Source organism: Sphingomonas pruni NBRC 15498 (assembly GCF_001598455.1).
Classification (GTDB): Bacteria; Pseudomonadota; Alphaproteobacteria; order Sphingomonadales; family Sphingomonadaceae; genus Sphingomonas; species Sphingomonas pruni.
Map to the genome: position 1 here is coordinate 1 of NZ_BCYZ01000074.1, position 19,680 is coordinate 19,680.

16 protein-coding genes are annotated in these 19,680 nt (G+C 65.0%); 11 read left to right on the plus strand and 5 right to left on the minus strand.

What is annotated here, in order from left to right:
- The first annotated feature begins 85 nt into the window (after nt 1–85).
- Together SPR01S_RS17600 and SPR01S_RS17605 are read left to right on the plus strand one after the other, a co-directional pair.
- A complete protein-coding gene (locus SPR01S_RS17600; RefSeq protein ID WP_066591878.1) occupies nt 86–844 on the plus strand; it encodes a CPBP family intramembrane glutamic endopeptidase in 759 nt (252 codons plus the stop codon).
- A gap of 46 nt (nt 845–890) precedes the next feature.
- Nucleotides 891–2,759, plus strand: coding sequence for a CocE/NonD family hydrolase (locus tag SPR01S_RS17605; protein ID WP_084251279.1), 1,869 nt, complete (start codon nt 891–893; stop codon nt 2,757–2,759).
- 178 nt (nt 2,760–2,937) lie between these two features.
- On the opposite strand, the gene SPR01S_RS17610 is transcribed toward SPR01S_RS17605, so the two are convergent.
- From SPR01S_RS17610 to SPR01S_RS17630, 5 genes are all read right to left on the minus strand, one after another.
- Nucleotides 2,938–3,699: an ABC transporter permease gene (locus SPR01S_RS17610; RefSeq protein ID WP_066591881.1), complete on the minus strand. Its 762-nt coding sequence runs from the start codon at nt 3,697–3,699 to the stop codon at nt 2,938–2,940.
- Nucleotides 3,696–4,628, minus strand: a complete 933-nt coding sequence (locus tag SPR01S_RS17615; protein WP_066591886.1) for an ABC transporter ATP-binding protein — start codon at nt 4,626–4,628, stop codon at nt 3,696–3,698. The genes SPR01S_RS17610 and SPR01S_RS17615 overlap by 4 nt, the downstream gene beginning before the upstream one ends.
- A gap of 65 nt (nt 4,629–4,693) precedes the next feature.
- Nucleotides 4,694–5,428, minus strand: a complete 735-nt coding sequence (locus SPR01S_RS17620; protein WP_066591888.1) for a DsbA family protein — start codon at nt 5,426–5,428, stop codon at nt 4,694–4,696.
- Nucleotides 5,425–6,768 carry a M48 family metalloprotease gene (locus SPR01S_RS17625; protein WP_066591890.1) on the minus strand — a complete coding sequence of 448 codons (1,344 nt, stop codon included), beginning with the start codon at nt 6,766–6,768 and terminating at the stop codon, nt 5,425–5,427. The genes SPR01S_RS17620 and SPR01S_RS17625 overlap by 4 nt, the downstream gene beginning before the upstream one ends.
- A 99-nt stretch (nt 6,769–6,867) precedes the next feature.
- A complete protein-coding gene (locus SPR01S_RS17630; protein WP_245662085.1) occupies nt 6,868–9,582 on the minus strand; it encodes an Rne/Rng family ribonuclease in 2,715 nt (904 codons plus the stop codon).
- A gap of 211 nt (nt 9,583–9,793) precedes the next feature.
- On the opposite strand from SPR01S_RS17630, the gene SPR01S_RS17635 reads away from it, so the two are divergent.
- From SPR01S_RS17635 to SPR01S_RS17675, 9 genes are all read left to right on the plus strand, one after another.
- Nucleotides 9,794–10,006, plus strand: coding sequence for a hypothetical protein (locus SPR01S_RS17635; RefSeq protein ID WP_066591893.1), 213 nt, complete (start codon nt 9,794–9,796; stop codon nt 10,004–10,006).
- A gap of 54 nt (nt 10,007–10,060) precedes the next feature.
- Nucleotides 10,061–11,311, plus strand: a complete 1,251-nt coding sequence (locus SPR01S_RS17640; RefSeq protein WP_066591895.1) for an N-acetylmuramoyl-L-alanine amidase family protein — start codon at nt 10,061–10,063, stop codon at nt 11,309–11,311.
- A gap of 51 nt (nt 11,312–11,362) precedes the next feature.
- Nucleotides 11,363–13,876 (plus strand): penicillin-binding protein 1A, encoded by a 2,514-nt coding sequence (locus SPR01S_RS17645; protein ID WP_066591898.1) that lies wholly within the window; start codon nt 11,363–11,365, stop codon nt 13,874–13,876.
- A 117-nt stretch (nt 13,877–13,993) separates the two neighbouring features.
- Nucleotides 13,994–15,121, plus strand: a complete 1,128-nt coding sequence (gene prfB / locus SPR01S_RS17650; RefSeq protein WP_066591904.1) for a peptide chain release factor 2 — start codon at nt 13,994–13,996, stop codon at nt 15,119–15,121.
- Nucleotides 15,121–15,867 carry a class I SAM-dependent methyltransferase gene (locus SPR01S_RS17655; protein ID WP_066591906.1) on the plus strand — a complete coding sequence of 249 codons (747 nt, stop codon included), beginning with the start codon at nt 15,121–15,123 and terminating at the stop codon, nt 15,865–15,867. Before prfB ends, SPR01S_RS17655 begins: the two co-directional genes overlap by 1 nt.
- 68 nt (nt 15,868–15,935) lie before the next feature.
- Nucleotides 15,936–16,730 carry a thymidylate synthase gene (locus tag SPR01S_RS17660; RefSeq protein WP_066591908.1) on the plus strand — a complete coding sequence of 265 codons (795 nt, stop codon included), beginning with the start codon at nt 15,936–15,938 and terminating at the stop codon, nt 16,728–16,730.
- 164 nt (nt 16,731–16,894) lie between these two features.
- On the plus strand, nt 16,895–17,362 hold the full coding sequence (locus tag SPR01S_RS17665) for a dihydrofolate reductase (RefSeq protein WP_066591910.1): 468 nt from the start codon (nt 16,895–16,897) through the stop codon (nt 17,360–17,362).
- A 114-nt stretch (nt 17,363–17,476) separates the two neighbouring features.
- Nucleotides 17,477–18,688, plus strand: a complete 1,212-nt coding sequence (locus tag SPR01S_RS17670; protein WP_066591916.1) for a dipeptidase — start codon at nt 17,477–17,479, stop codon at nt 18,686–18,688.
- 59 nt (nt 18,689–18,747) lie between these two features.
- Entirely contained in the window at nt 18,748–19,680 is a 933-nt protein-coding gene (locus SPR01S_RS17675) for a bifunctional riboflavin kinase/FAD synthetase (RefSeq protein WP_066591912.1), read from the plus strand.

The following is a 19,680-nucleotide window of genomic DNA, read 5'->3' on the forward strand; positions in this document are numbered from 1 at the left end:
GCGACCGAAGGGAGCTCGCTGCGCTCGCCACCCACCCCCAGCCCCTCCCTGGAAGGGAGGGGAGATTTCGGTTGAGCCATTCGCGATGACCAACGCGATCCTCCTCGCCATCATGCTGGCGATCGTCGCGCTCAACATCGTCGCGGGCCCGCGCGGCTATCGTTTGCTAGCGGAAGCCGGCGGGGTCGGGCGCAAGACCTTCTACCGCCGCATGCTGGCGGCGCAGTTGCTGCAGTTCACATTACCACCGATCGTCGGCTTGCTGGTGCTCGGCCGGATTGGGGCAGTGACGGAACTGCCCCCCGAACTCTGGGACGCGTCCTCCGTACTGCGCGGCGACGCACCGGCGATCGCGGTCGATTCGTTCCTCGCCGGATTGTTCGTCGCGGCGACGATCGCAGCGCTTCCCCTGGGCGCGTTCCTGACATGGCGACGCCAGCGCAAGGCCAAAGGTGCGCCTGCCTATCTCGGCCATGTCTCGGCGCTGTTGCCGCGCGATCGCGCCGAAGTGGTGTTGGCCGCAGCGATCTCGCTGGCGGCCGGGATTGGCGAAGAATTGTTCTTCCGGCTGCTGCTGCCGATACTCCTCGCAGCCTTCATCGACGCCATCGCCGCGGTGGTCCTCGCCATCCTGCTGTTCGGGCTGGCGCATGCCTATCAGGGATGGAGAGGTATTACCGTCACGACCCTGGTCGGCGCGCTGTTCACCGCGATGTACCTGATGAGCGGCAGCCTCGCGGTGGCGATGCTGTTTCATGTCGTCATCGATTTGATGTCGCTGGTCGTCCGCCCGGTGATCCGTGGTGCGTGGCGCTCGCAGCCTGTGGCGACCGCCACCGATTGACCGCGCGCGCTGCGCCCGACAGGGTGCGCGCCAAAGGGAGACTCACATGCGCGCCAAAGGGTTGATCGCCGCCATTTTATTGCTGGGTGCAAGCGGGATCGCCCTCGCCCGACCGCAGACTGCGCCGCCGCCCGCCGTCGGCGATGTCGCGAGCCAGTTCACCTATACCAAGGTGATGGTGCCGGTGCGCGACGGTGCCAAGCTGGAAACCGTGATCATCGCGCCCAGGAATGCGAGCGGCAAGCTGCCGATCCTGTTCCAGCGCACGCCCTATGGCGTTCCCCAGGCACTGCCCCCGGCGATGCCGGCGAGCTGGAAGCCGCTGGTCGCCGACGGCTATATCTTCGTGTTTCAGTCGATGCGCGGGCGGTTCGGGTCGGACGGCGTGTTCACCTTGTCGACTGTCGTCCATCCCAACGATCCCAAGAAGACCGACGAGGCGAGCGACGCCTATGACGCGATCGACTGGCTGGTGAAGAACGTGCCCAACAATTCGGGCAAGGTCGGGATGTGGGGCGTGTCCTATCCAGGCTTCGCCGCCGCCGTAGCACTCGCAAAGCCGCATCCGGCGCTGAAGGCGGTCAGCCCGCAGGCGGCGTGGATCGATTATTGGCTCTCGGACGATCTCCACCGAAACGGCGCGCTCCGCCTGAGCTACGCGACCGAATGGGTGTCGAGCCTGCAGGTCGACAAGCTGCAGAACAAGGAACTCAGCCTGGACGGGCTGACCGACGCCTATGACTGGTATCTGCGGATGGGGCCGGTCGAGAATATCGATAAGCAGGTGTTCAAGGGCACAGTACCGATGTTCACCGCGTTGCTCGACCACCCCAATCACGACAGCTTCTACACCGACCAGAATTGGCAGAACGCGCTGGGCAAGACGGTCATTCCGACGCTGAACGTCGCCGGCTTCTGGGACCAGGAGGATCCCTGGGGCTCGTGGCAGATCTACGCCAAGCAAAAGCAGAACGACCCGGACCATCTGGCGCAGATTGTGTCGGGCCCGTGGCGCCATGGCGGCTGGCAGGGCAAGGGCGATTTCCTCGGGCCGATCCCGATCGGCACCGAAAGCGGGACCGAATTCCAGACCCAGATCCAGGCGCCGTTCTTCGCTTATTGGCTCCACAATAAGGGCGCGCGGCCCGACTTCACCGCCAAGATGTTCGAGTCCGGATCGAACGTCTGGAAAAGCTATGCCTCCTGGCCGCCCAAGGGCGCCAAGCCGACCGAGCTTTATCTCCACGATGACGGCTCGCTGTCGTTCGCTGCACCCGGGGCAGGGGAAGCGTGTCGCGATTATGTCAGCGATCCCGCCAATCCGGTGCCGTTCCGCAAACGCCCGATGAGCCGGACCTATGCCACACCCGATTGGGCCTGGTGGGAAAGCGACGATCAGCGCTTCGTCGATCATCGCCCGGATGTGTTGAGCTACGTTTCCGCGCCGCTCGACCACGATCTGACGGTGACGGGCAAGATCGCCGCGACTCTGATGGCCTCGACCAGCGGCACCGACAGCGACTTCGTGGTCAAGTTGATCGACGTCCTACCGAGCGATTACGAAGCGACCGAGGGCAAGCAATGGGCGGTCGGCGATTATGCCAAGACGCTCAATGGCTATCAGTGGCCGATCGCGATGGACGTCCGGCGTGGGCGTTTCCTGACGAGCGATACCAACCCGCAGCCTTTGCTGCCGGGCAAGGTCGTCGCTTGGGACGTGCCGCTGCGCGACCACGACCATGTGTTCAAGGCCGGGCACCGCATCATGGTCCAGATCCAGTCGACCTGGTTCCCGGTGATCGACCGCAACCCGCAGACTTTCGTCGCCAACCCGTATCGCGCCAAGGCGAGCGATTTCGTCAAGGCGACGCAAAAGGTGTGTTCGGGATCGAAGGTGACGTTGCCGGTGATGTGAAGGCCTCAATCCTCCCCACGCGAAGCGTGGGGAGGGGGACCGCCGGCGCAGCCGGTGGTGGAGGGGCCGAGCGTAGCGGGGTGGGGATACTCGGCAACGGCGTCGCCATTTCCCCTCCACCGTCCGCTGCGCGGCCGGTCCCCCTCCCCATCTGCGATGGGGAGGACTTAAGTGTCACTCAATTCTTCAGCCGGTACCCCGTCCGGAAAATCCACGCGATCACTGCCAGACACAGCAGCATGAATCCGCCGGTGGCGGCCAGGCTGATCCCCACCGGTACGTCGCCCTTGTCGAAGAAGCTCCAGCGGAATCCGCTGACCAGATAAACGACGGGATTGAACAGGCTGAACGTACGCCATGGATCGGGCAGCTTGCTGATCGAGTAGAAAGCGCCGCCGAGGAACGTCAGCGGCGTGATGAGCAAGGCTGGCACGAAGTTCAGCTGCTCGAACCCCTTCGCCCACACGCCGATGATGAAGCCGAACAGGCTGAAGGTGATGCTGGTCAGCAGCAGGAACGCGACCATCGCGAACGGGTGGTGGATCGGGATCGGGACGAACAATGCGGCGGTCGCCAGGATGATGAGGCCGAGCACAACCGACTTGGTTGCCGCGGCGCCGACATAGCCGATCACCATCTCCATCGAGTTGATCGGGGCGGAGAGCAGTTCGAAGATCGTCCCGGTGAATTTTGGGAAGTAGATGCCGATCGACGCGTTGCTGATGCTCTGCGTCAGCAGCGACATCATGATCAGCCCGGGCACGATGAAGCTGCCATAAGCGATGCCGTCGACCTCCTTGATCTGCGATCCGAGCGCGCCGCCGAACACGACGAAATAGAGGCTGGTGGTGATCACCGGGGTGACAAGGCTCTGCCACAAGGTGCGCAGCGCGCGCGCCATCTCGAACTTGTAGATGGCCAGGATACCATGGACGTTCATTTGCCGCCCTCCTTCACGAGGTCGACAAAGATATCTTCGAGGCTCGACTTCGACGTCTCGAGATCCTTGAAGCCGATATTGAGATCGGCGAGCTTGCGCAGCAGCGACGGGATACCCGTCCGCTCGGCCTGCGCGTCGAACACATAACGCAACGTCTTGCCCTCGTTCTCGAGGCTGAGCTCCCAATCCCCCAGGTCGCCGGGGATCGTGCTCATCGGCTCGTTGAGTGCGATGTCGAGCTCGCGCTTGCCGAGCTTCTTCATCAGCGCGGTCTTTTCATCGACGACCAGGAGCTTGCCGCCCGAGATCACGCCGACGCGGTCGGCCATTTCCTCGGCTTCTTCGATATAATGGGTGGTCAGGATGATCGTGGTGCCCTTTTCGCGCAGGCGATGGACCAGCTTCCACATGTCGCGGCGGAGTTCGACGTCGACCCCGGCGGTCGGCTCGTCGAGGAACAGGATGTGGGGTTCGTGCGCGAGCGCCTTGGCGATCAGCACGCGGCGCTTCATTCCGCCCGACAGTTCCATGATTTTCGACTTGCGCTTGTCGTAGAGCGACAGGTCCCTGAGTACCTCTTCGATATGATCCGATTTCTGCGGATGGCCGAACAGGCCACGGCTGAACCGGCAGGTCGATTCGACCGTCTCGAACATGTCGGTGGCTAGCTCCTGGGGCACCAGGCCGATCTGTCGCCGCGCGCGCTTGGGCTGGCCGATCGCATCGAACCCGCCGACCGTAATGGTACCGGTCGACGGCGTGACGATACCGCAGATGATGCTGATCAACGTCGTCTTGCCGGCGCCGTTCGGGCCGAGCAGCGCGAAGATCTCACCCTTGTTGATATCGAGATCGACGGCGTGGAGCGCGTGGACGCCCGAGGCATAGGTCTTCGAGACGCCGCGGACGCTGAGGATCGGTTCGGTCATGCAATTCCCCTAGAATTCGGGGAGATGGGGCGGCGCGGTCGCGCGTGCAACCGCTTCCCCGCGGCTTATTTCTTCCGCGCCGCGGCGACCGCCGCCTGCATCGTCTCCAGCGGCTGCAAGCCGGACAGCACGCGGTCGCCGATCACCCAGGTAGGCGTGCCGGACATGCCGAGCGGCGCGGCCATCGCCAGATTGTTCTCGATCGTCCGCGCGACATCGGGCGCCTTGGCCGCCTCCTTGACCGCCGCCGGGTCGAGCCCGGCAGTCCGCAAGGCAGCGTCCATGCTCGCATCGCTCAGCGGACCGCCGGCATAGAGCGCGTCGTGCAGCGGACGATATTTGCCTTGCTTGGCGGCGACCACGGCATAGCGCGCGGCGACCTTGCTTTCCTCGCTCAGCACGGGAAGCTCGCGGAACACGATCTTCACCTTCGGATCGCTTGCGACCAATTTGTCGAGGATCGGCAGGCTCGCGCGGCAATAGCCGCAATTATAGTCGAGATATTCGACCACCGTGACGTCGCCATTGGGATTGCCTGCCCAGGCGCTGCCAAGAGCGGGAAAGATGCGGTCGCGATTGGCGGCAATGAAGGTACCGGTCTGTTTCGACTGCTCGGCCTCTTCGCGCTCCCGCAATTTCTGCATCGCCTCAGGCAGCACTTCGGGATGCGCGAGCAGATAGTCGCGGATCTCCCCGCCGTCGGTCGGACGCTGCGCGAGCCAGGTGGCGCCGGCGCCAAGCAGGGCGGCGGCGACCGCTACCAACGGCAGCGCGAAGCGCGATGACAGGAAAGCGCTCATCGTTTGCGCTTCTTCTGGTCGAGTTCGTTCTGTCCGGTCATCGCGATGTCCTGCGCTCGGATCCAGTCCGAGCTGTTGGGGGGGAGATTGGCCATTGCCGTCCGCGCGCTCATCACCGCACGCGCGGTTTCGCCGGTCAGGCTCGCTTGTTCGGCCGCGGCCAAGGAGGCGCGGGCGCTATCGCCCGTCAACTCGTAAGCGGTGCCCAGTTGATACCATCCGAACGGATTGTCGTCGTCCTTGTTGGTCGCGATCTTGAGCACGCGGATCGCTTCGGGATAATTGGCCTTGTCTTCGGTCGCGATCAGCGCGTGGCCATAGGTGGTGGCGATCAGCGGGCTGTAGCGGGTCAGCTCGGTCGCTTCCTTCAACGGCGCGATCGCGTCGGCGGGCTGGCCCGCCTCGAGCAGAATCTGGCCGCGGATTTCGAGGAAATAGGGATCGTCGGGCTTCAGCTTGATCAGCGCGCGCGTCTCGGCATCGGCTTTGTCGGGATAGCCGGCTTTGTGCCAGGCATATGCGCGCGCGTAATGCGCGTAGATCGACTGGTCGCTTTCGGGATATTTGTTGAGCGTCGACGCATAGGGCGCGACATAGCCGTACAGCTTCGCCTTGACCCGCTTGAACCGCTCGTCGAGCGCGGCGTCGGGCGGGTTGTTCCAGGCGGGCGACTCCTTCACGTCGGCATAGAGCGTGTTGATGCGCTCGTTCGACAACGGATGGGTCTGCGCATACGGATCGATATTCTGCAGGCCGTAGCGATATTCCTCATTGGCCAGCTTCTTGAAGAAGCTGATCATGCCCTTGCCGCTGACATTGCCCTCGCGCAGGAACTTGGCGCCGGTCGCGTCCGCGGTCGCTTCCTGCACGCGCGTGAAGGCGAGATATTTGCCCATCGCCGCCTGCTGACCCGCCGCGAGGATGCCCGCGCCGGCATCGCCCGCGCCCGCCGCCATGGCGGCGATGCCGAGCACCAGGCTGAGCAGCGAAATGCCCATGGCGGGTTTGGCGCCGGCATCGGCCAGCACGACGTGACCGTCGGCGATATGGCCGAGCTCGTGCGCGATGACGCCCTGCACCTCATTGGCATTGTCGGCGGCCTGGATCAGGCCCGAATGGATATAGACGGTCTGCCCACCGGCGACGAACGCATTGATCGAATCGTCCTGGATCAACACGACCTGGACATTGGCCGGGGACAGGCCGGCGGCGACGATCATTGGCCGCGACATGTCCTTGAACAGCGATTCGGTCTCGGCATCGCGCAGGATCCCCTGTGCATAGGCCGGCTGCGCCCAGAGAAGGATTGCCGTCGCGAATAGCGCGATAAATCGCTTCATCGTCCGGTCATCCGCTCGGGTCGCATAGGGCGCATGCGGCCGGCCCCTGCGCCGGGACGGGTGAACCTGTCCTGAAGCGCGAGGGGCCGACCTGTGCGATCATGCGCCGAAGGTGCGCTGCCACCAGCCGCGGCGCGGCGAGCCGTCACCGTCGGTGTCGCCGGCGGCGTCATCGGCCGGCGCGGCGCCGTCGGCATCGGCCACGACCGGCGTCTCGTCGGCGTCGTTGGCCGCTGCCGGCGAGGGTACCGGCATCTCCGCTTCGGCGGCGGTATCGGCCGGCGCGGCCTTCTTGCGGCTGCGCTTCGGCTTGGCTGCGGGCTCTGCCGCTTCGATCGACGGAGGCGCGCTCGCCGCTTCTGCCGCCGCGGTCACTTCGACCGGGACGGGTTCCGCATTGGCTGCTTCCACTTCGACCGGAGCAGCCTTCTTGCGGCTGCGCTTGGGCTTGGCCGCCGGCTCCGCCGCTACGGGCTCGGGCTCCGGCGCCGGGGTTGCTTCTACCACGGGGGCCGTTGCCGTTTCCTCGGCGATCCGCGCCTTGGGGCGACGGCGCGTGCGCTTGGGCGCGGCTTCGGCTTCGGGCGCGGCATCGGGCTCTACCGCGACCGGCACGTCGGGATTGGCGTGCGTCGCGATGACCGCACCGGCATCGCCGGCATCGGCTTCCCCGGCCTCGGTAACAGTGTCGCTCGTTCCTTCGCCACGGCGTCCGCCGCGACGGCCACGACGGCGACGGCGGCCGCGCGTTTCGCCTTCGCCTTCGGTCTCGCCCGCAGCGGCATGCTCGACGGCTTCCGCCTCTTCGCCTTCGCTCTCGGCCTCGCCGTCTTCGCGCGGTTGCTGCGTGACGACGTCGTCACCGGCTTCGTCACGGCCGCGACCGCGGCGACCACGCCGGCGGCGGCGGCGCTTGCGCCCGGCATCGCCTTCATCGTCCGACCGTTCGCGCTGCTCGCCACGCTCGGTCCGCTCTTCCTCGGCGTCCTCTTCCTCGTCGAGATCCTCCTCGACGAAATCGTCCTCTTCCTCTTCCTCGATCAGCGCTTCGAAGCGCGGAGCATGGACCGGCGGCGGACCCGACGCCTCGACCGTCATCCGAGCGCCCTCGGTTTCGCCATCCGACAGGATGACGACCTGGACGCCGTAACGGTCCTCGATCTCGGCGATGTCGGCGCGCTTCTTGTTGAGCACATAGAACGCCGCTTCCTGCGAGGCGCGCAAGGTGATCTGCGAACCGCGGCCGCGTGCGGCCTCGTCCTCGATCATGCGCAACGCCGACAGTCCCGCCGACGAGGCGGTACGAACCAGACCGGTGCCTTCGCAATGCGGACATTGCCGGGTCGATGCTTCGAGCACGCCGGTGCGCAGGCGCTGGCGGCTCATTTCCATCAGGCCGAAGCTCGAAATCCGGCCGACCTGGATGCGGGCGCGATCGTTCTTCAGCGCCTCCTTCATCGCCTTCTCGACTTTCCGGACGTTGGAGCCGTTGTCCATGTCGATGAAGTCGATGACGACCAGGCCCGCCATGTCGCGCAGGCGCAACTGGCGCGCGATTTCCTGCGCGGCCTCCAGGTTGGTCGCGGTCGCGGTCTGCTCGATATTGTGCTCGCGCGTCGAACGGCCCGAGTTGATGTCGATTGAGACGAGCGCTTCGGTCGGGTTGATGACCAGGTAACCGCCCGACTTGAGCTGCACCACCGGGTGGTACATCGCCGACAGCTGATCCTCGACGCCGGCGCGCTGGAACAGCGGCACCGGGTCGCTGTAATGCTTCACGCGGCGGGCATGGCTCGGCATCAGGAGCTTCATGAACTCCTTGGCCTGGCGATAGCCGTCATCGCCCTCGACGATCACCTCGTCGATATCCTTGTTGTAGATGTCGCGGATCGCCCGCTTCATCAGGTCGCTGTCGCCATAGACGAGCGCCGGTGCCGCCGAGGCGAGCGTGGTCTCGCGAATGCCGTCCCACAGCCGCGCGAGATAATCGAAGTCGCGCTTGATCTCGACCTTGGTGCGCTGGAGGCCTGCGGTGCGAACGATGCAGCCCATCGACGGCGGCAGCTTGAGCTCCGCCATGATCGTCTTGAGCCGCTTGCGGTCAGAGGCGTTGGATATCTTCCGCGAGATGCCGCCGCCATGCGACGTGTTTGGCATCAGCACGCAATAGCGCCCGGCGAGCGACAGATAGGTGGTCAGCGCCGCACCCTTGTTGCCGCGCTCTTCCTTGACGACCTGGACCAGCAGCACCTGACGGCGGCGGATCACGTCCTGGATCTTGTAGCGGCGGCGCAAGTTCATGCGGCGCTGGCGCAGCGCCTCGACCTGATCTTCCGATCCATTGTCCTTGCGGCCACGGCGGCGGCGGCCACCGCTGCTTTCCTGCTCGGCGGCGACGTCCTCGTCGGGCGCGCCATCGTCGTCGAGCCGCTCGATCTCGTCCTCGGAAGGCTCGTGATCGTCGTGATCGTCGTGCTCGTCATCCTCCGCGTCGAGTTCGGCGCGCAGCGCGGCCTCCTCGGCGGCGTGCTCGGCTTCCTCGCGGAGCAGCGCGTCACGATCCTCCTTGGGGATCTGATAGTAATCGGGGTGGATTTCCGAGAAGGCCAGGAAGCCGTGACGGTTTCCGCCGTAATCGACGAACGCCGCCTGAAGCGACGGTTCGACCCGGGTAACCTTGGCTAGATAGATATTGCCTTTGAGCTGCTTGCGCTCGGCACTTTCGAAATCAAACTCCTCGATGCGGTTTCCCTTGACGACCGCCACCCGGGTTTCCTCCCGGTGGCGTGCGTCGATCAACATACGCATGGTCATTATTTTCTCTCCGGGCGCGCCGGACCTTCGATGAGGGTAGGGGCGCGCCAATAAGTCGCGCGGCGTCGGTGGACGGATTGTCGTTCCGTGACCGGCCGGTGCGGGATGGTGGATGTGCGTCTGTTCGCTGCGCACGCCCGGGCATCACGGCCGGGGCACCCGCGCCAACGCGCCCGCCGGCAATGGCCGGATCGAGCACTAGGCGAGGGAAATGCATCATGCGAACGTCAACCTGATGGACCGCCTGCCGATGAACGCCGGGGCGGCCGTGGGGCCGGCAACGTCCGGACAAATCATTGTCGCGGTGCCGGTTACGGATCAGGTAGCACCTGCCAACGTCCGCTTCAACCGGCAGGTTTCTGCCGATCGTGTCGGCAAAATCATGCCGAACGGCGCATTAACCGTCTCGTTTCACCGAGTTTGAGTAAGCGGCCCGGTAACCCCGTTTCAGAAGAGCGAGTAAAAGGGGTTCTTCCAGATGGTTTTTCGCTGGACCGGTTACCGGCCCGCGCGCCATTACGTGCGTGTGTCGTTCATTCTTGCCATGCTGGCCCTGTGGTTCGGCGGCAGTCCTGCTTGGGCTGCGACGATCGAGCGCGTGGACGTCAGGAACGACGCCATTGTGGTGACGTTCGACGAGAAGGTCGCCGACGCCTCGAGCTTCCTGCTGGTCGCGCCGAAGCGCGTCGCGCTCGACGTGGCCGACGCCACGCCGGGAGGTGAGGTCGCGATCGGCGGGCCGGTCGATGCGGTGCGCGAAGGCGCACGCGACGGCGGTGCGCGCGTCGTGTTCGATCTGACTCGTCCCGCCGTGGTGACTGAGGGCTCGTTCGGCGCCGACGGCCGCGTTCTGACGTTGCAGCTCCGCACCACCGACGATTCTGGCTTCGCTCGTGCGGCCGCCGCCGGACGGATGAGCTTCCTGCCCCCGTTCAACCTGTCCGACACCGCCGGCTCCAGCGCGCGCTATTCGGTTTCGGTGCCGGTCCCCGCCGCCAGCAAGACGCTGGCGCTGCCGCGGATCGATGGCGATGCGGGCCGACCTTTGGTGGTGATCGATGCCGGCCATGGCGGGTTCGATCCCGGCGCGATCTCGCCGACCAGCGGGTTGCGGGAAAAGGACGTGACCTTGCGCATCGCCAAGGCGATCCGCGACGAATTGCTCAAGTCCGGCCGCGTTCGGGTAGCGCTGACGCGCGAGGATGATCGCTTCCTGGTGCTGCAGGAACGCTATGGCGTCGCGCGCAAGCTCAAGGCCGATCTGTTCATCTCGATCCATTGCGACAGCGTAGGGGCGGGGGACGCGTCGGGCGCCTCGGTCTATACTCTGTCCGAAGTCGCCTCGGACAAGGAAGCCGCCCGGCTCGCTGCGCGCGAGAACAAGGCCGACGTCATCGCCGGGGTCGATCTGGGGAGCGAGAATGCCGACGTCTCGTCGATCCTGATCGACCTCACGCAGCGCGAGACGATGAACGCCTCGGCCGCCTTCGCGCGATTGCTCGGTCGCGAAGCCGAACCGAACATTCCGCTGCGCCCCGGTTTCCACAAATTCGCGTCATTGATGGTGCTGAAGGCGCCCGACATGCCGTCGGTCCTGTTCGAGACGGGCTATATCTCGAACCCGAAGGACGCCGCTTTTCTCGACTCTCCGGAAGGTCGCAAGCGCATCGCGCAAAGCGTCGAACGCGCGGTCGAAGTCAATTTCGCAAGGAAGCTTGCGTCGAATTGATGCGCCGAAATACTGGCAACGGCCGCCGGACCTGCTAAGGCCCTGACGATTATGGCGGCGGACAGTTCGGACTCGGTCAATTTTCGGATCAAGCGAGAGGCCGGCGGTGTCGCCGGCTTCATGCGCGACGCGTGGAAGCGCCGGTGGGTCAAGGCATTGGTCGTGCTGGCGGCGCTTTGGGGCATTGCCTGGTTCCTGATCTGGCTGTTCGTCGCGCGCGATCTGCCTTCGGTCGACCGGCTCAAGACTTATGAACCCGATCTGCCGTCGAACGTCCGCGATACCAACGGCATGCCGGTGTTCAGCTTTGCGCGCGAACATCGCGTCCAGCTGAAATTCGACGAATATCCCAAATTGTTGGTCGCCGCGTATCTGTCGGCCGAGGATCGCACCTTCTTCTCTCATCATGGCGTCGATTATCCGGGCATCGTCTCGGCGATGATCGACAATCTGCGCAGCAAGCACGCGCGTGGCGCCTCGACGATCACGCAACAGGTGGCCAAGAACCTGCTGGTCGGCAACGAGCGCAGCTATACGCGGAAGCTCAAGGAAGCGATCCTTGCTTATCGCATAGAGGATACGCTGACCAAGCAGCAGATCCTGGAACTCTATCTCAACACGATCTTCCTCGGCCGTAACGCGTACGGCGTTCAGGCGGCGTCACGCGCTTATTTCGACAAGGACCTCGATCAGCTCACCATCCCGCAATTCGCCTATCTGGCGATCCTGCCCAAAGCGCCGTCGGGCTACGATCCCGACCGCCAGACTGCGCGCGCTACGGCACGACGTAACTGGGTGCTCGGGGAAATGCTGCGGAACGGCTACATCACGCAGCAGCAGCACGATTGGGCAGTCACGCAGCCGCTCGGTACGGTCAACAAGCGCACCGTCCAGTTCGAATCGGCATCGGGCTATTTCATCGAGGAAGTTCGCCGCCAATTGATGGACAAGTTCGGTGAAGCGTCCGACGGCGGCCGCAATCCCTACAGCGTCTATGGCGGCGGTCTGTGGGTGCGGACCTCGTTCGATCCCAAGCAACAGGCGTTGGCGCAAAAAGCGCTGCGCGACGGATTGCTCCGCTATGACGGCAATCGTGGCTGGACCGGCCCACTCGGCCATGTCGACGTGTCGCAGAACTGGCTGAGCGCGCTGCTCGCGAGCAACATCGCGCTCGATTACGAGGATTGGCGTGCGGCGGTCGTGATCGACGATAGCGGCGATTTCACGCTCGGCTTCTCGAACGGCGCGACCGGCACCCTGCCGCGCGGCGCCGCGTCGATGCCGATCCGCGGCGGTGGCGGGCCGGCGTCGAGCGCGATCAAAGTCGGCGACATCATCGCGGTAGCGCCGTCGGGCAGCTCGTACGTGCTCAAGACGCTCCCCAAGGTGTCTGGCGGCTTCGTCGTCGAAGAACCCGCTACCGGCCGGGTGCTCGCGATGCAGGGCGGCTTCGACAATCGCGTCCAGTCGTTCAACCGCGCGACGCAGGCGCTCCGCCAGCCGGGCTCAACGATTAAGCCGATCGTGTACACGGCGGCGCTCGAACACGGGCTGACGCCCTCGTCGATCATCCAGGATGGCCCGTATTGCGTGAACCAGGGCACGCAATATTCGAAATGCTTCCGCAATTTCGGCGGCGCCGGCGGGTCGGGATCGCACACGATGCGCTGGGGCCTCGAGCAATCGCGCAACCTGATGACGGTACGCGTCGCCGCGCAGACCGGCATGGCCAATGTCGTCAAGGTGATGGACGAGATCGGCGTCGGCAAATATCCGCCCTATCTGTCCTTCTCGCTTGGCGCCGGCGAAACCACCGTGCAGCGCATGGTCAATGCCTATTCGATCCTGGAGAATAACGGCCGCGGCCGCGCGCCGACCCTGGTCGATTACGTCCAGGATCGCCACGGCAACGTGATCTGGCCGGAAAATTGGCGTGCGTGCGATCGCTGCAACGCGCCCGACTGGAACGGCAAGCCGATGCCGCGTCCGGTGATCAAGCTGAAACAGGTGGTCGACCCGCTGAGCGCGTTCCAGATGGTGCATATCGCCGAAGGCGTCGTCCAGCGCGGCACCGCGACGATCCTGCGCGATCTCGATCGCCCGATGTTCGGCAAGACCGGCACCAATTCGGGGCCGACCGATGTGTGGTTCATCGGCGGCACGCCGCAAATGATCGCCGGCGTCTATCTGGGTTACGACAAACCGAGCGGCCTGGGCGGCTATGCCCAGGGCGGGACGGTGTCGGCGCCGATCTTCAAGGAATGGGCGGTCAAGGCCTATGAAGGCCTGCCCAAAATCCCGTTCCGGGCTCCGCCCGGTATCCGTATGGTCCGCGTCGATCGCCTCTCCGGCAAGCCCGTGTTCGGGGCGTGGCCGTCGCCCGGTGGCGATCCCAAGGCCCAGGTGATCTGGGAAGCGTTCAAGCCGGAAAGCGAAACGCGGCGCTCGCCGATCCGCCGCGATCTACCGACGCCGACCGCGACCAAGGCCGTGCCGCAGGAATCCAAGCCCAGGGAATCCAGCGGCGATCGCGATTTCTTGCAACGGCAGGGCGGTATCTACTAGGGGCTCGGGGTTGGCGTCGCCCCGGTGAAGGCCGGGGCCGCTGGCGACAGGAGTTCGCCCTTCTTACATGACGGCCCCGACCTCCGCCGGGGCGACGAACTGAATTTGGAGTTACCGATGCGCGCCGAAGCGCAATCGCATGTCGATACGATCAATGACGCGCTTAGCCTGTTGCGCCGCTTCCTCGATTGGGACCGCGCGCTGCGGCGGCTCGACGAGCTCAATGCGCGCGTCGAGGATCAGAGCCTGTGGGAAAATCCCAAGGCGGCGCAGGAAGTGATGCGCGAACGCCGTCGTCTCGATGAGGCGATCACCGCGACGCGCGCGATCGAAAGCGAATTGAGCGACAATATCGAACTCGTCGAGATGGCCGAGGCCGAAGGCGATTCCGATATGGAAAGCCAGGCGGTCGAGGCGCTTGCCGAGCTCGCCACCCGCGCCGAGGCGGACAAGGTCAAGGCGCTGCTGGCGGGCGAAGCCGACGCCAACGACACCTATATCGAGATCAATGCCGGCGCCGGTGGCACCGAGAGCCAGGACTGGGCCGAGATGCTCCAGCGCATGTATTCGCGCTGGGCCGAACGTCACGGCATGAAGGTCGAACTGGTCGACTATCACGCCGGCGAGCAGGCCGGCATCAAGTCTGCTACCTTGCTGGTCAAGGGCGAGAATGCCTATGGTTACGCCAAGACCGAAAGCGGCGTTCACCGCCTGGTCCGCATCAGCCCCTATGACAGCGCGGCGCGGCGCCACACGAGCTTTTCGAGCGTGTGGGTCTATCCGGTGATCGACGATTCGATCGATATCGAGATCAACGAAAGCGAACTGCGCATCGACACCTATCGTTCGTCGGGCGCGGGTGGCCAGCACATCAACACGACCGATTCGGCGGTGCGCATCACCCACTTGCCGACCGGGATCGTCGTCGCCTGCCAGAACCAGCGCAGCCAGCACAAGAACAAGGCGGAGGCGTATAACCAGCTGCGCGCGCGCCTCTACGAGCATGAGCTCAGGAAGCGCGAGGAAGAGGCCAACGCGGTCAACGCGACCAAGACCGATATCGGCTGGGGCCACCAGATCCGCAGCTACGTGCTACAGCCCTATCAGCTGGTGAAGGACCTGCGCACCGGCGTGACCTCGACCAGCCCGTCCGACGTGCTCGATGGCGATCTCGACCCCTTCATGGCGGCCGCGCTGTCACAGCGCGTGACCGGAGAGACGGTCGAGGTAGAGGACGTCGAGTGATGCGGTGGTCGGGGGCGTTGATCATCGGCCTGCTGATGCTTGCCGCCTGCGACGGCGGCCCTCCGGTCGTCCATAACGAACAGGATGATGTCGGTCCGTTCCCCGCCGCCGATCGGCCGGTCGCGCGGATCATCTCGCCGCGCTGGTCGACCGAGGAAGCGCGCGATCGCCTCAACGAGGCAGGAACGGTGATGAACAAGGCGGGGATCGCCAAGGGCATGACCGTTGCCGATATCGGCGCGGGTGAGGGCTATTACACGATCCGCCTAGCCAGCCGCGTCGGCAAGGACGGCCGCGTGCTGGCCGAGGACATCGTGCCCGAAGTGCGCGACGCGCTGGCCGAACGCGTCGCGCGCGATCGGCTCGACACGGTCAGCGTGCGGCTGGGCGAGCCGGCCAATCCCAAATTGCCCGACAACAGCTTCGACCGCATCCTGATGGTACACATGTACCATGAGATCGAGCAGCCCTATGAATTCCTGTGGCGGATGCGTCCGTCGCTCAAGCCCGATGGCGAGGTGGTCGTGGTCGACGCCAATCGCCGCACGCAGAATCACGGCACGCCGCCCAAATTGCTCGAATGCGAATTCGCCGCGGTCGGCTACAAGCTCGTCGCGCTCGACGACATGCCTTCGGCGGGCGGCTATCTCGCGCGGTTCAAGGCGGTAGGGCCTCGCCCCGAACCCAAGGACATCCGCGCCTGCCGGCTGGTGCCGCCGCCGGCCCAGGCACCAGCCGCATCCTGACCGCGTTTTCCACAGCAGTGACGCGGGCGCCGCTTGGCGACGCGGGCGGCAGGCGGTAAGCCAGCGTCATGCGGCAATATCTCGACCTGATGCAGCGCGCGCTCGACCACGGCGCTGAGCAGATGGATCGCACCGGCACCGGCACGCGATCGGTGTTCGGGCATCAGATGCGCTTCGACCTGGCGCAGGGCTTTCCGGTGTTGACGACCAAGAAGCTGCACTTGCGCTCGATCATCGTCGAATTGCTGTGGTTTCTGCGCGGCGACACCAACGTGAAATGGCTGCAGGACCGCAAGGTCAGCATCTGGGACGAATGGGCCGATGAGAATGGCGACCTCGGACCGGTCTATGGCAAGCAATGGCGCGACTGGGCGACCGCCGAGGGCGGGCATGTCGACCAGATCGCCGAGCTAATCGAGACGCTCAAGATCAATCCCGCCAGCAGGCGAATGGTGGTCAGCGCGTGGAACCCCGGGGAGCTCCATGCCATGGCGCTGGCGCCCTGCCACTGCCTGTTCCAATGCTATGTCGCCAACGGCAAGCTCAGCCTGCAACTCTATCAGCGCTCGGCGGACATTTTCCTCGGCGTGCCGTTCAACATCGCGAGCTACGCGCTGCTCACCCATATGCTCGCGCAGCAAGCCGGGCTGGAGGTCGGCCAGTTCGTCTGGACCGGCGGCGACTGCCATCTCTATTCGAACCATCTCGATCAGGCTCGCGAACAGCTCGGTCGCGAACCTGGGCCGCTGCCCAGGCTCGAAATTCTCCGCAAACCGCCGTCGATCGACGCCTATGAATATGAGGATTTCCAGCTCGTCGGCTACGAGGCGCAGGCGCATATCAAAGCGCCGGTGGCGGTCTAAACTCCCCTCCCGCTTGCGGGAGGGGCCGGGGGAGGGCATGTCCATTGCGTGCCAGCTATAGACAGACCCTCCCCTAACCCCGTGCGAGGTGAAGAGCGCCCCGCGCTCTTCAGACCATGCCGGGGGCATGGCCGACCTCGCGCGCGCAAGCGGGAGGGGAATAAGTGATCTCCTTCCATCTCGCGCGCGCCGATAATGGCGTGATCGGTCGCCACGGCAAACTGCCGTGGCACCTGCCGGCTGACCTCCAACGGTTCAAGGCGCAGACGATCGGACGCCCGATGATCATGGGCCGTAAGACGTTCGAGGGCTTCCCGTCGCCCTTGCCCGGGCGCCGGCATATCGTGCTGACGCGCGATCTCGGCTGGACGGCCGAAGGGGCGGAAGTGGCGCATTCGGTCGACGAGGCGCTGGCGCTGACCGGTGACGACGCCGCGGTCATCGGCGGGGCGGAGGTGTTCGCGCTGTTGCTCGATTGTGCGGACCGGGTGGAGCTGACGGAGGTCCATGCCGAGCCCGAAGGCGACGCTACCGTGCCGGCCTTCAATGACTGGCGCGAGACTGCGCGTGAAGATCACCCGGCGGAGGGCGACCGGCCGGCGTACAGCTTCGTGACCTTGGTTCGCCCATAACCTCAATCGTCACGCCGGGCTTGTCCCGGCGTCCACTGTGCCGCACACCCAGAAGCGACGGGTTCGCTGCCCGGTGGATGCCGGCACAAGGCCGGCATGACGAAGGGGGGTGGTATGCGCAAATGGCTACTCGGCATCGCGTCGCTGCTCGTGATTGCCGCGATCCTCTTCTTCGTCCTCGCGCCCGGCATGGTCGAGAAATCGATGAACAAGGTTCAGCCGGTCGCGCTCAGGATCACGCCGCGCGCGCTAGCGCTGCAAAAGACGCTCGACGTCGCCGACATGCACGCCGACTCGCTGTTGTGGAAACGCGACCTGCTCGCGCGCTCCGATCGTGGCCAGGTCGACTTGCCGCGGCTGCAGGCGGGGCATTATGCGCTGCAGGTCTTCTCCTCGGTGACGAAGACGCCGAAGCATCAGAATTACGACGCCAATTCGGGCGATACCGACAATGTAACCACGCTCGTCATGGCCGACCTGCAGCCGATCCGGACATGGCGTTCGTTGCTCCAGCGCTCGCTCTACCATGCCGAAAAGCTCAAACGCTTCGCCGACCGCTCGGATGGACAGTTGCGATTGATTACTACGTCCGCTGATTTGCAGAAGCTGATCGCCGATCGCGCGGATCCGCGCAAATGGGCGACGCAACCTCACAGCATCGCGACAATGGTCCCGACGCCGCCGGTCGGCGCGATGCTGTCGATCGAGGGACTGCAGGACCTCGAGGGCAAGATCGATAATCTCGACACACTCTATGCCGCCGGCTTCCGCATGGCTGGCTTGGCGCATTTCTTCGACAACGACATTGCCGGATCGATGCATGGCGTGAAGAAAGGCGGCCTGACACCGCTCGGCCGCGCGGTCGTGGCGCGGATGGAAAAGCTCGGCATGGTGGTCGATGTCGCGCATTCGAGCCACCAGACGGTCGCCGAGGTAATCGCGATGGCGCGTCGCCCGATCGTCTCGAGCCATGGTGGCGTCCAGGCGACGTGCAAGGTCAACCGCAACCTGACCGACGACGAGATTCGCGGCATCGCCAAAACCGGCGGGGTGATCGGCATCGGCTATTGGGATGCGGCGATCTGTTCGAACAAGCCCGAAGATGCGGCCAAGGCGATCGCCTATGTCCGCGATCTGGTCGGGATCGACCATGTCGGGCTGGGCTCCGATTTCGACGGTGCGGTAACCACCGGGTTCGATGCGAGCCAGGTCGCTGCGGTCACGCAAGCGCTGTTCGATCGCGGCTTTTCCGACGAGGATATCCGCAAGGTAATGGGCGGCAATGTCATCCGCGTGCTGATGACAGGGATGGTGCCGGGACAATAAATCCTCCCCGTGCCGGGGAGGAGTTGAGTAACCGCGCTCTGCCCCCTAAGGCCCACGCCATGGAGCGGCTTTCCGGCGGCTCGACGGTGCCCGAGCGGTTTCGCGGGGGCTATGTCGCGCTCGGCAATTTCGACGGATTTCACTTGGGGCACCAAGCGGTGGTCGGCCGCGCGGTGGAGCGCGCGCGCGCCGCGGGCCGCCCCGCCATCGTCGCGACCTTCGACCCGCACCCGATGCGCTATTTCCGGCCCGACAGTCCGTGGTTCCGCCTGACCAGCATGGATCAGCGCGCGCGCTTGATCGAGGCGGCGGGTGTAGACGCGATGTACGTGTTCACATTCGACGCCGCGCTCGCCGGATTGTCGGCGGAGGAGTTCGTCGATCAATGTCTGGTCCGCGGCCTCGGTGTCGCCGGAGTTTCGACCGGCGAGGATTTCACCTTCGGCAAGGGGCGCAGCGGCGACATTCCGCTGATGCGCCGATTGGGCGAGGCCTACGGCTTCATCGTTGACACGATCCCGCCGGTCCAGCTCGACGGCGAAACCGTGTCCTCCACCCGCATCCGCGAGGCGTTGCGCGCGGGCAAGCCGCGCGAAGCGGCGCGGTTGCTGACCCGGCCCTATGCGATCGAGGGTGTGGTCCAGCATGGCGACAAGGTCGGGCGGACGCTGGGGTTCCCGACCGCCAATCTCGACATGGCCAATTACCTGCGCCCGAAGTTCGGCATCTACGCGGTGCGCGGGCATTTGCCCGGCGGCCGCGTAGTCGACGGCGCGGCCAATCTGGGCGTGCGGCCGAGTTTCGACCCGCCCAAGGAATTGCTCGAACCCTATTTCTTCGATTTCTCGGGCGATCTGTATGGCCAGACGATCGAGGTCGACCTGGTCGACTTCATCCGGCCCGAGGCGAAGTTCGACGATATGGACGCGCTGATGGCGCAGATGGCCGAGGATGTCGCGACGGCGCGCCGTATGCTGTCCCCCTCCCTGTAA

What these genes read in the sequence shown, in the direction of transcription:
- prfB (WP_066591904.1), top strand. Translation starts at nt 13,994, where the DNA reads ATGCGCGCCGAAGCGCAATCGCATGTCGATACGATCAATGACGCGCTT.
- SPR01S_RS17675 (WP_066591912.1), top strand. Translation starts at nt 18,748, where the DNA reads ATGGAGCGGCTTTCCGGCGGCTCGACGGTGCCCGAGCGGTTTCGCGGG.
- SPR01S_RS17635 (WP_066591893.1), top strand. Translation starts at nt 9,794, where the DNA reads ATGCATCATGCGAACGTCAACCTGATGGACCGCCTGCCGATGAACGCC.
- SPR01S_RS17605 (WP_084251279.1), top strand. Translation starts at nt 891, where the DNA reads ATGCGCGCCAAAGGGTTGATCGCCGCCATTTTATTGCTGGGTGCAAGC.
- SPR01S_RS17640 (WP_066591895.1), top strand. Translation starts at nt 10,061, where the DNA reads ATGGTTTTTCGCTGGACCGGTTACCGGCCCGCGCGCCATTACGTGCGT.
- SPR01S_RS17655 (WP_066591906.1), top strand. Translation starts at nt 15,121, where the DNA reads ATGCGGTGGTCGGGGGCGTTGATCATCGGCCTGCTGATGCTTGCCGCC.
- SPR01S_RS17615 (WP_066591886.1), bottom strand. Translation starts at nt 4,628, where the DNA reads ATGACCGAACCGATCCTCAGCGTCCGCGGCGTCTCGAAGACCTATGCC.
- SPR01S_RS17625 (WP_066591890.1), bottom strand. Translation starts at nt 6,768, where the DNA reads ATGAAGCGATTTATCGCGCTATTCGCGACGGCAATCCTTCTCTGGGCG.
- SPR01S_RS17620 (WP_066591888.1), bottom strand. Translation starts at nt 5,428, where the DNA reads ATGAGCGCTTTCCTGTCATCGCGCTTCGCGCTGCCGTTGGTAGCGGTC.
- SPR01S_RS17660 (WP_066591908.1), top strand. Translation starts at nt 15,936, where the DNA reads ATGCGGCAATATCTCGACCTGATGCAGCGCGCGCTCGACCACGGCGCT.
- SPR01S_RS17600 (WP_066591878.1), top strand. Translation starts at nt 86, where the DNA reads ATGACCAACGCGATCCTCCTCGCCATCATGCTGGCGATCGTCGCGCTC.
- SPR01S_RS17610 (WP_066591881.1), bottom strand. Translation starts at nt 3,699, where the DNA reads ATGAACGTCCATGGTATCCTGGCCATCTACAAGTTCGAGATGGCGCGC.
- SPR01S_RS17630 (WP_245662085.1), bottom strand. Translation starts at nt 9,582, where the DNA reads ATGACCATGCGTATGTTGATCGACGCACGCCACCGGGAGGAAACCCGG.
- SPR01S_RS17670 (WP_066591916.1), top strand. Translation starts at nt 17,477, where the DNA reads ATGCGCAAATGGCTACTCGGCATCGCGTCGCTGCTCGTGATTGCCGCG.
- SPR01S_RS17645 (WP_066591898.1), top strand. Translation starts at nt 11,363, where the DNA reads ATGGCGGCGGACAGTTCGGACTCGGTCAATTTTCGGATCAAGCGAGAG.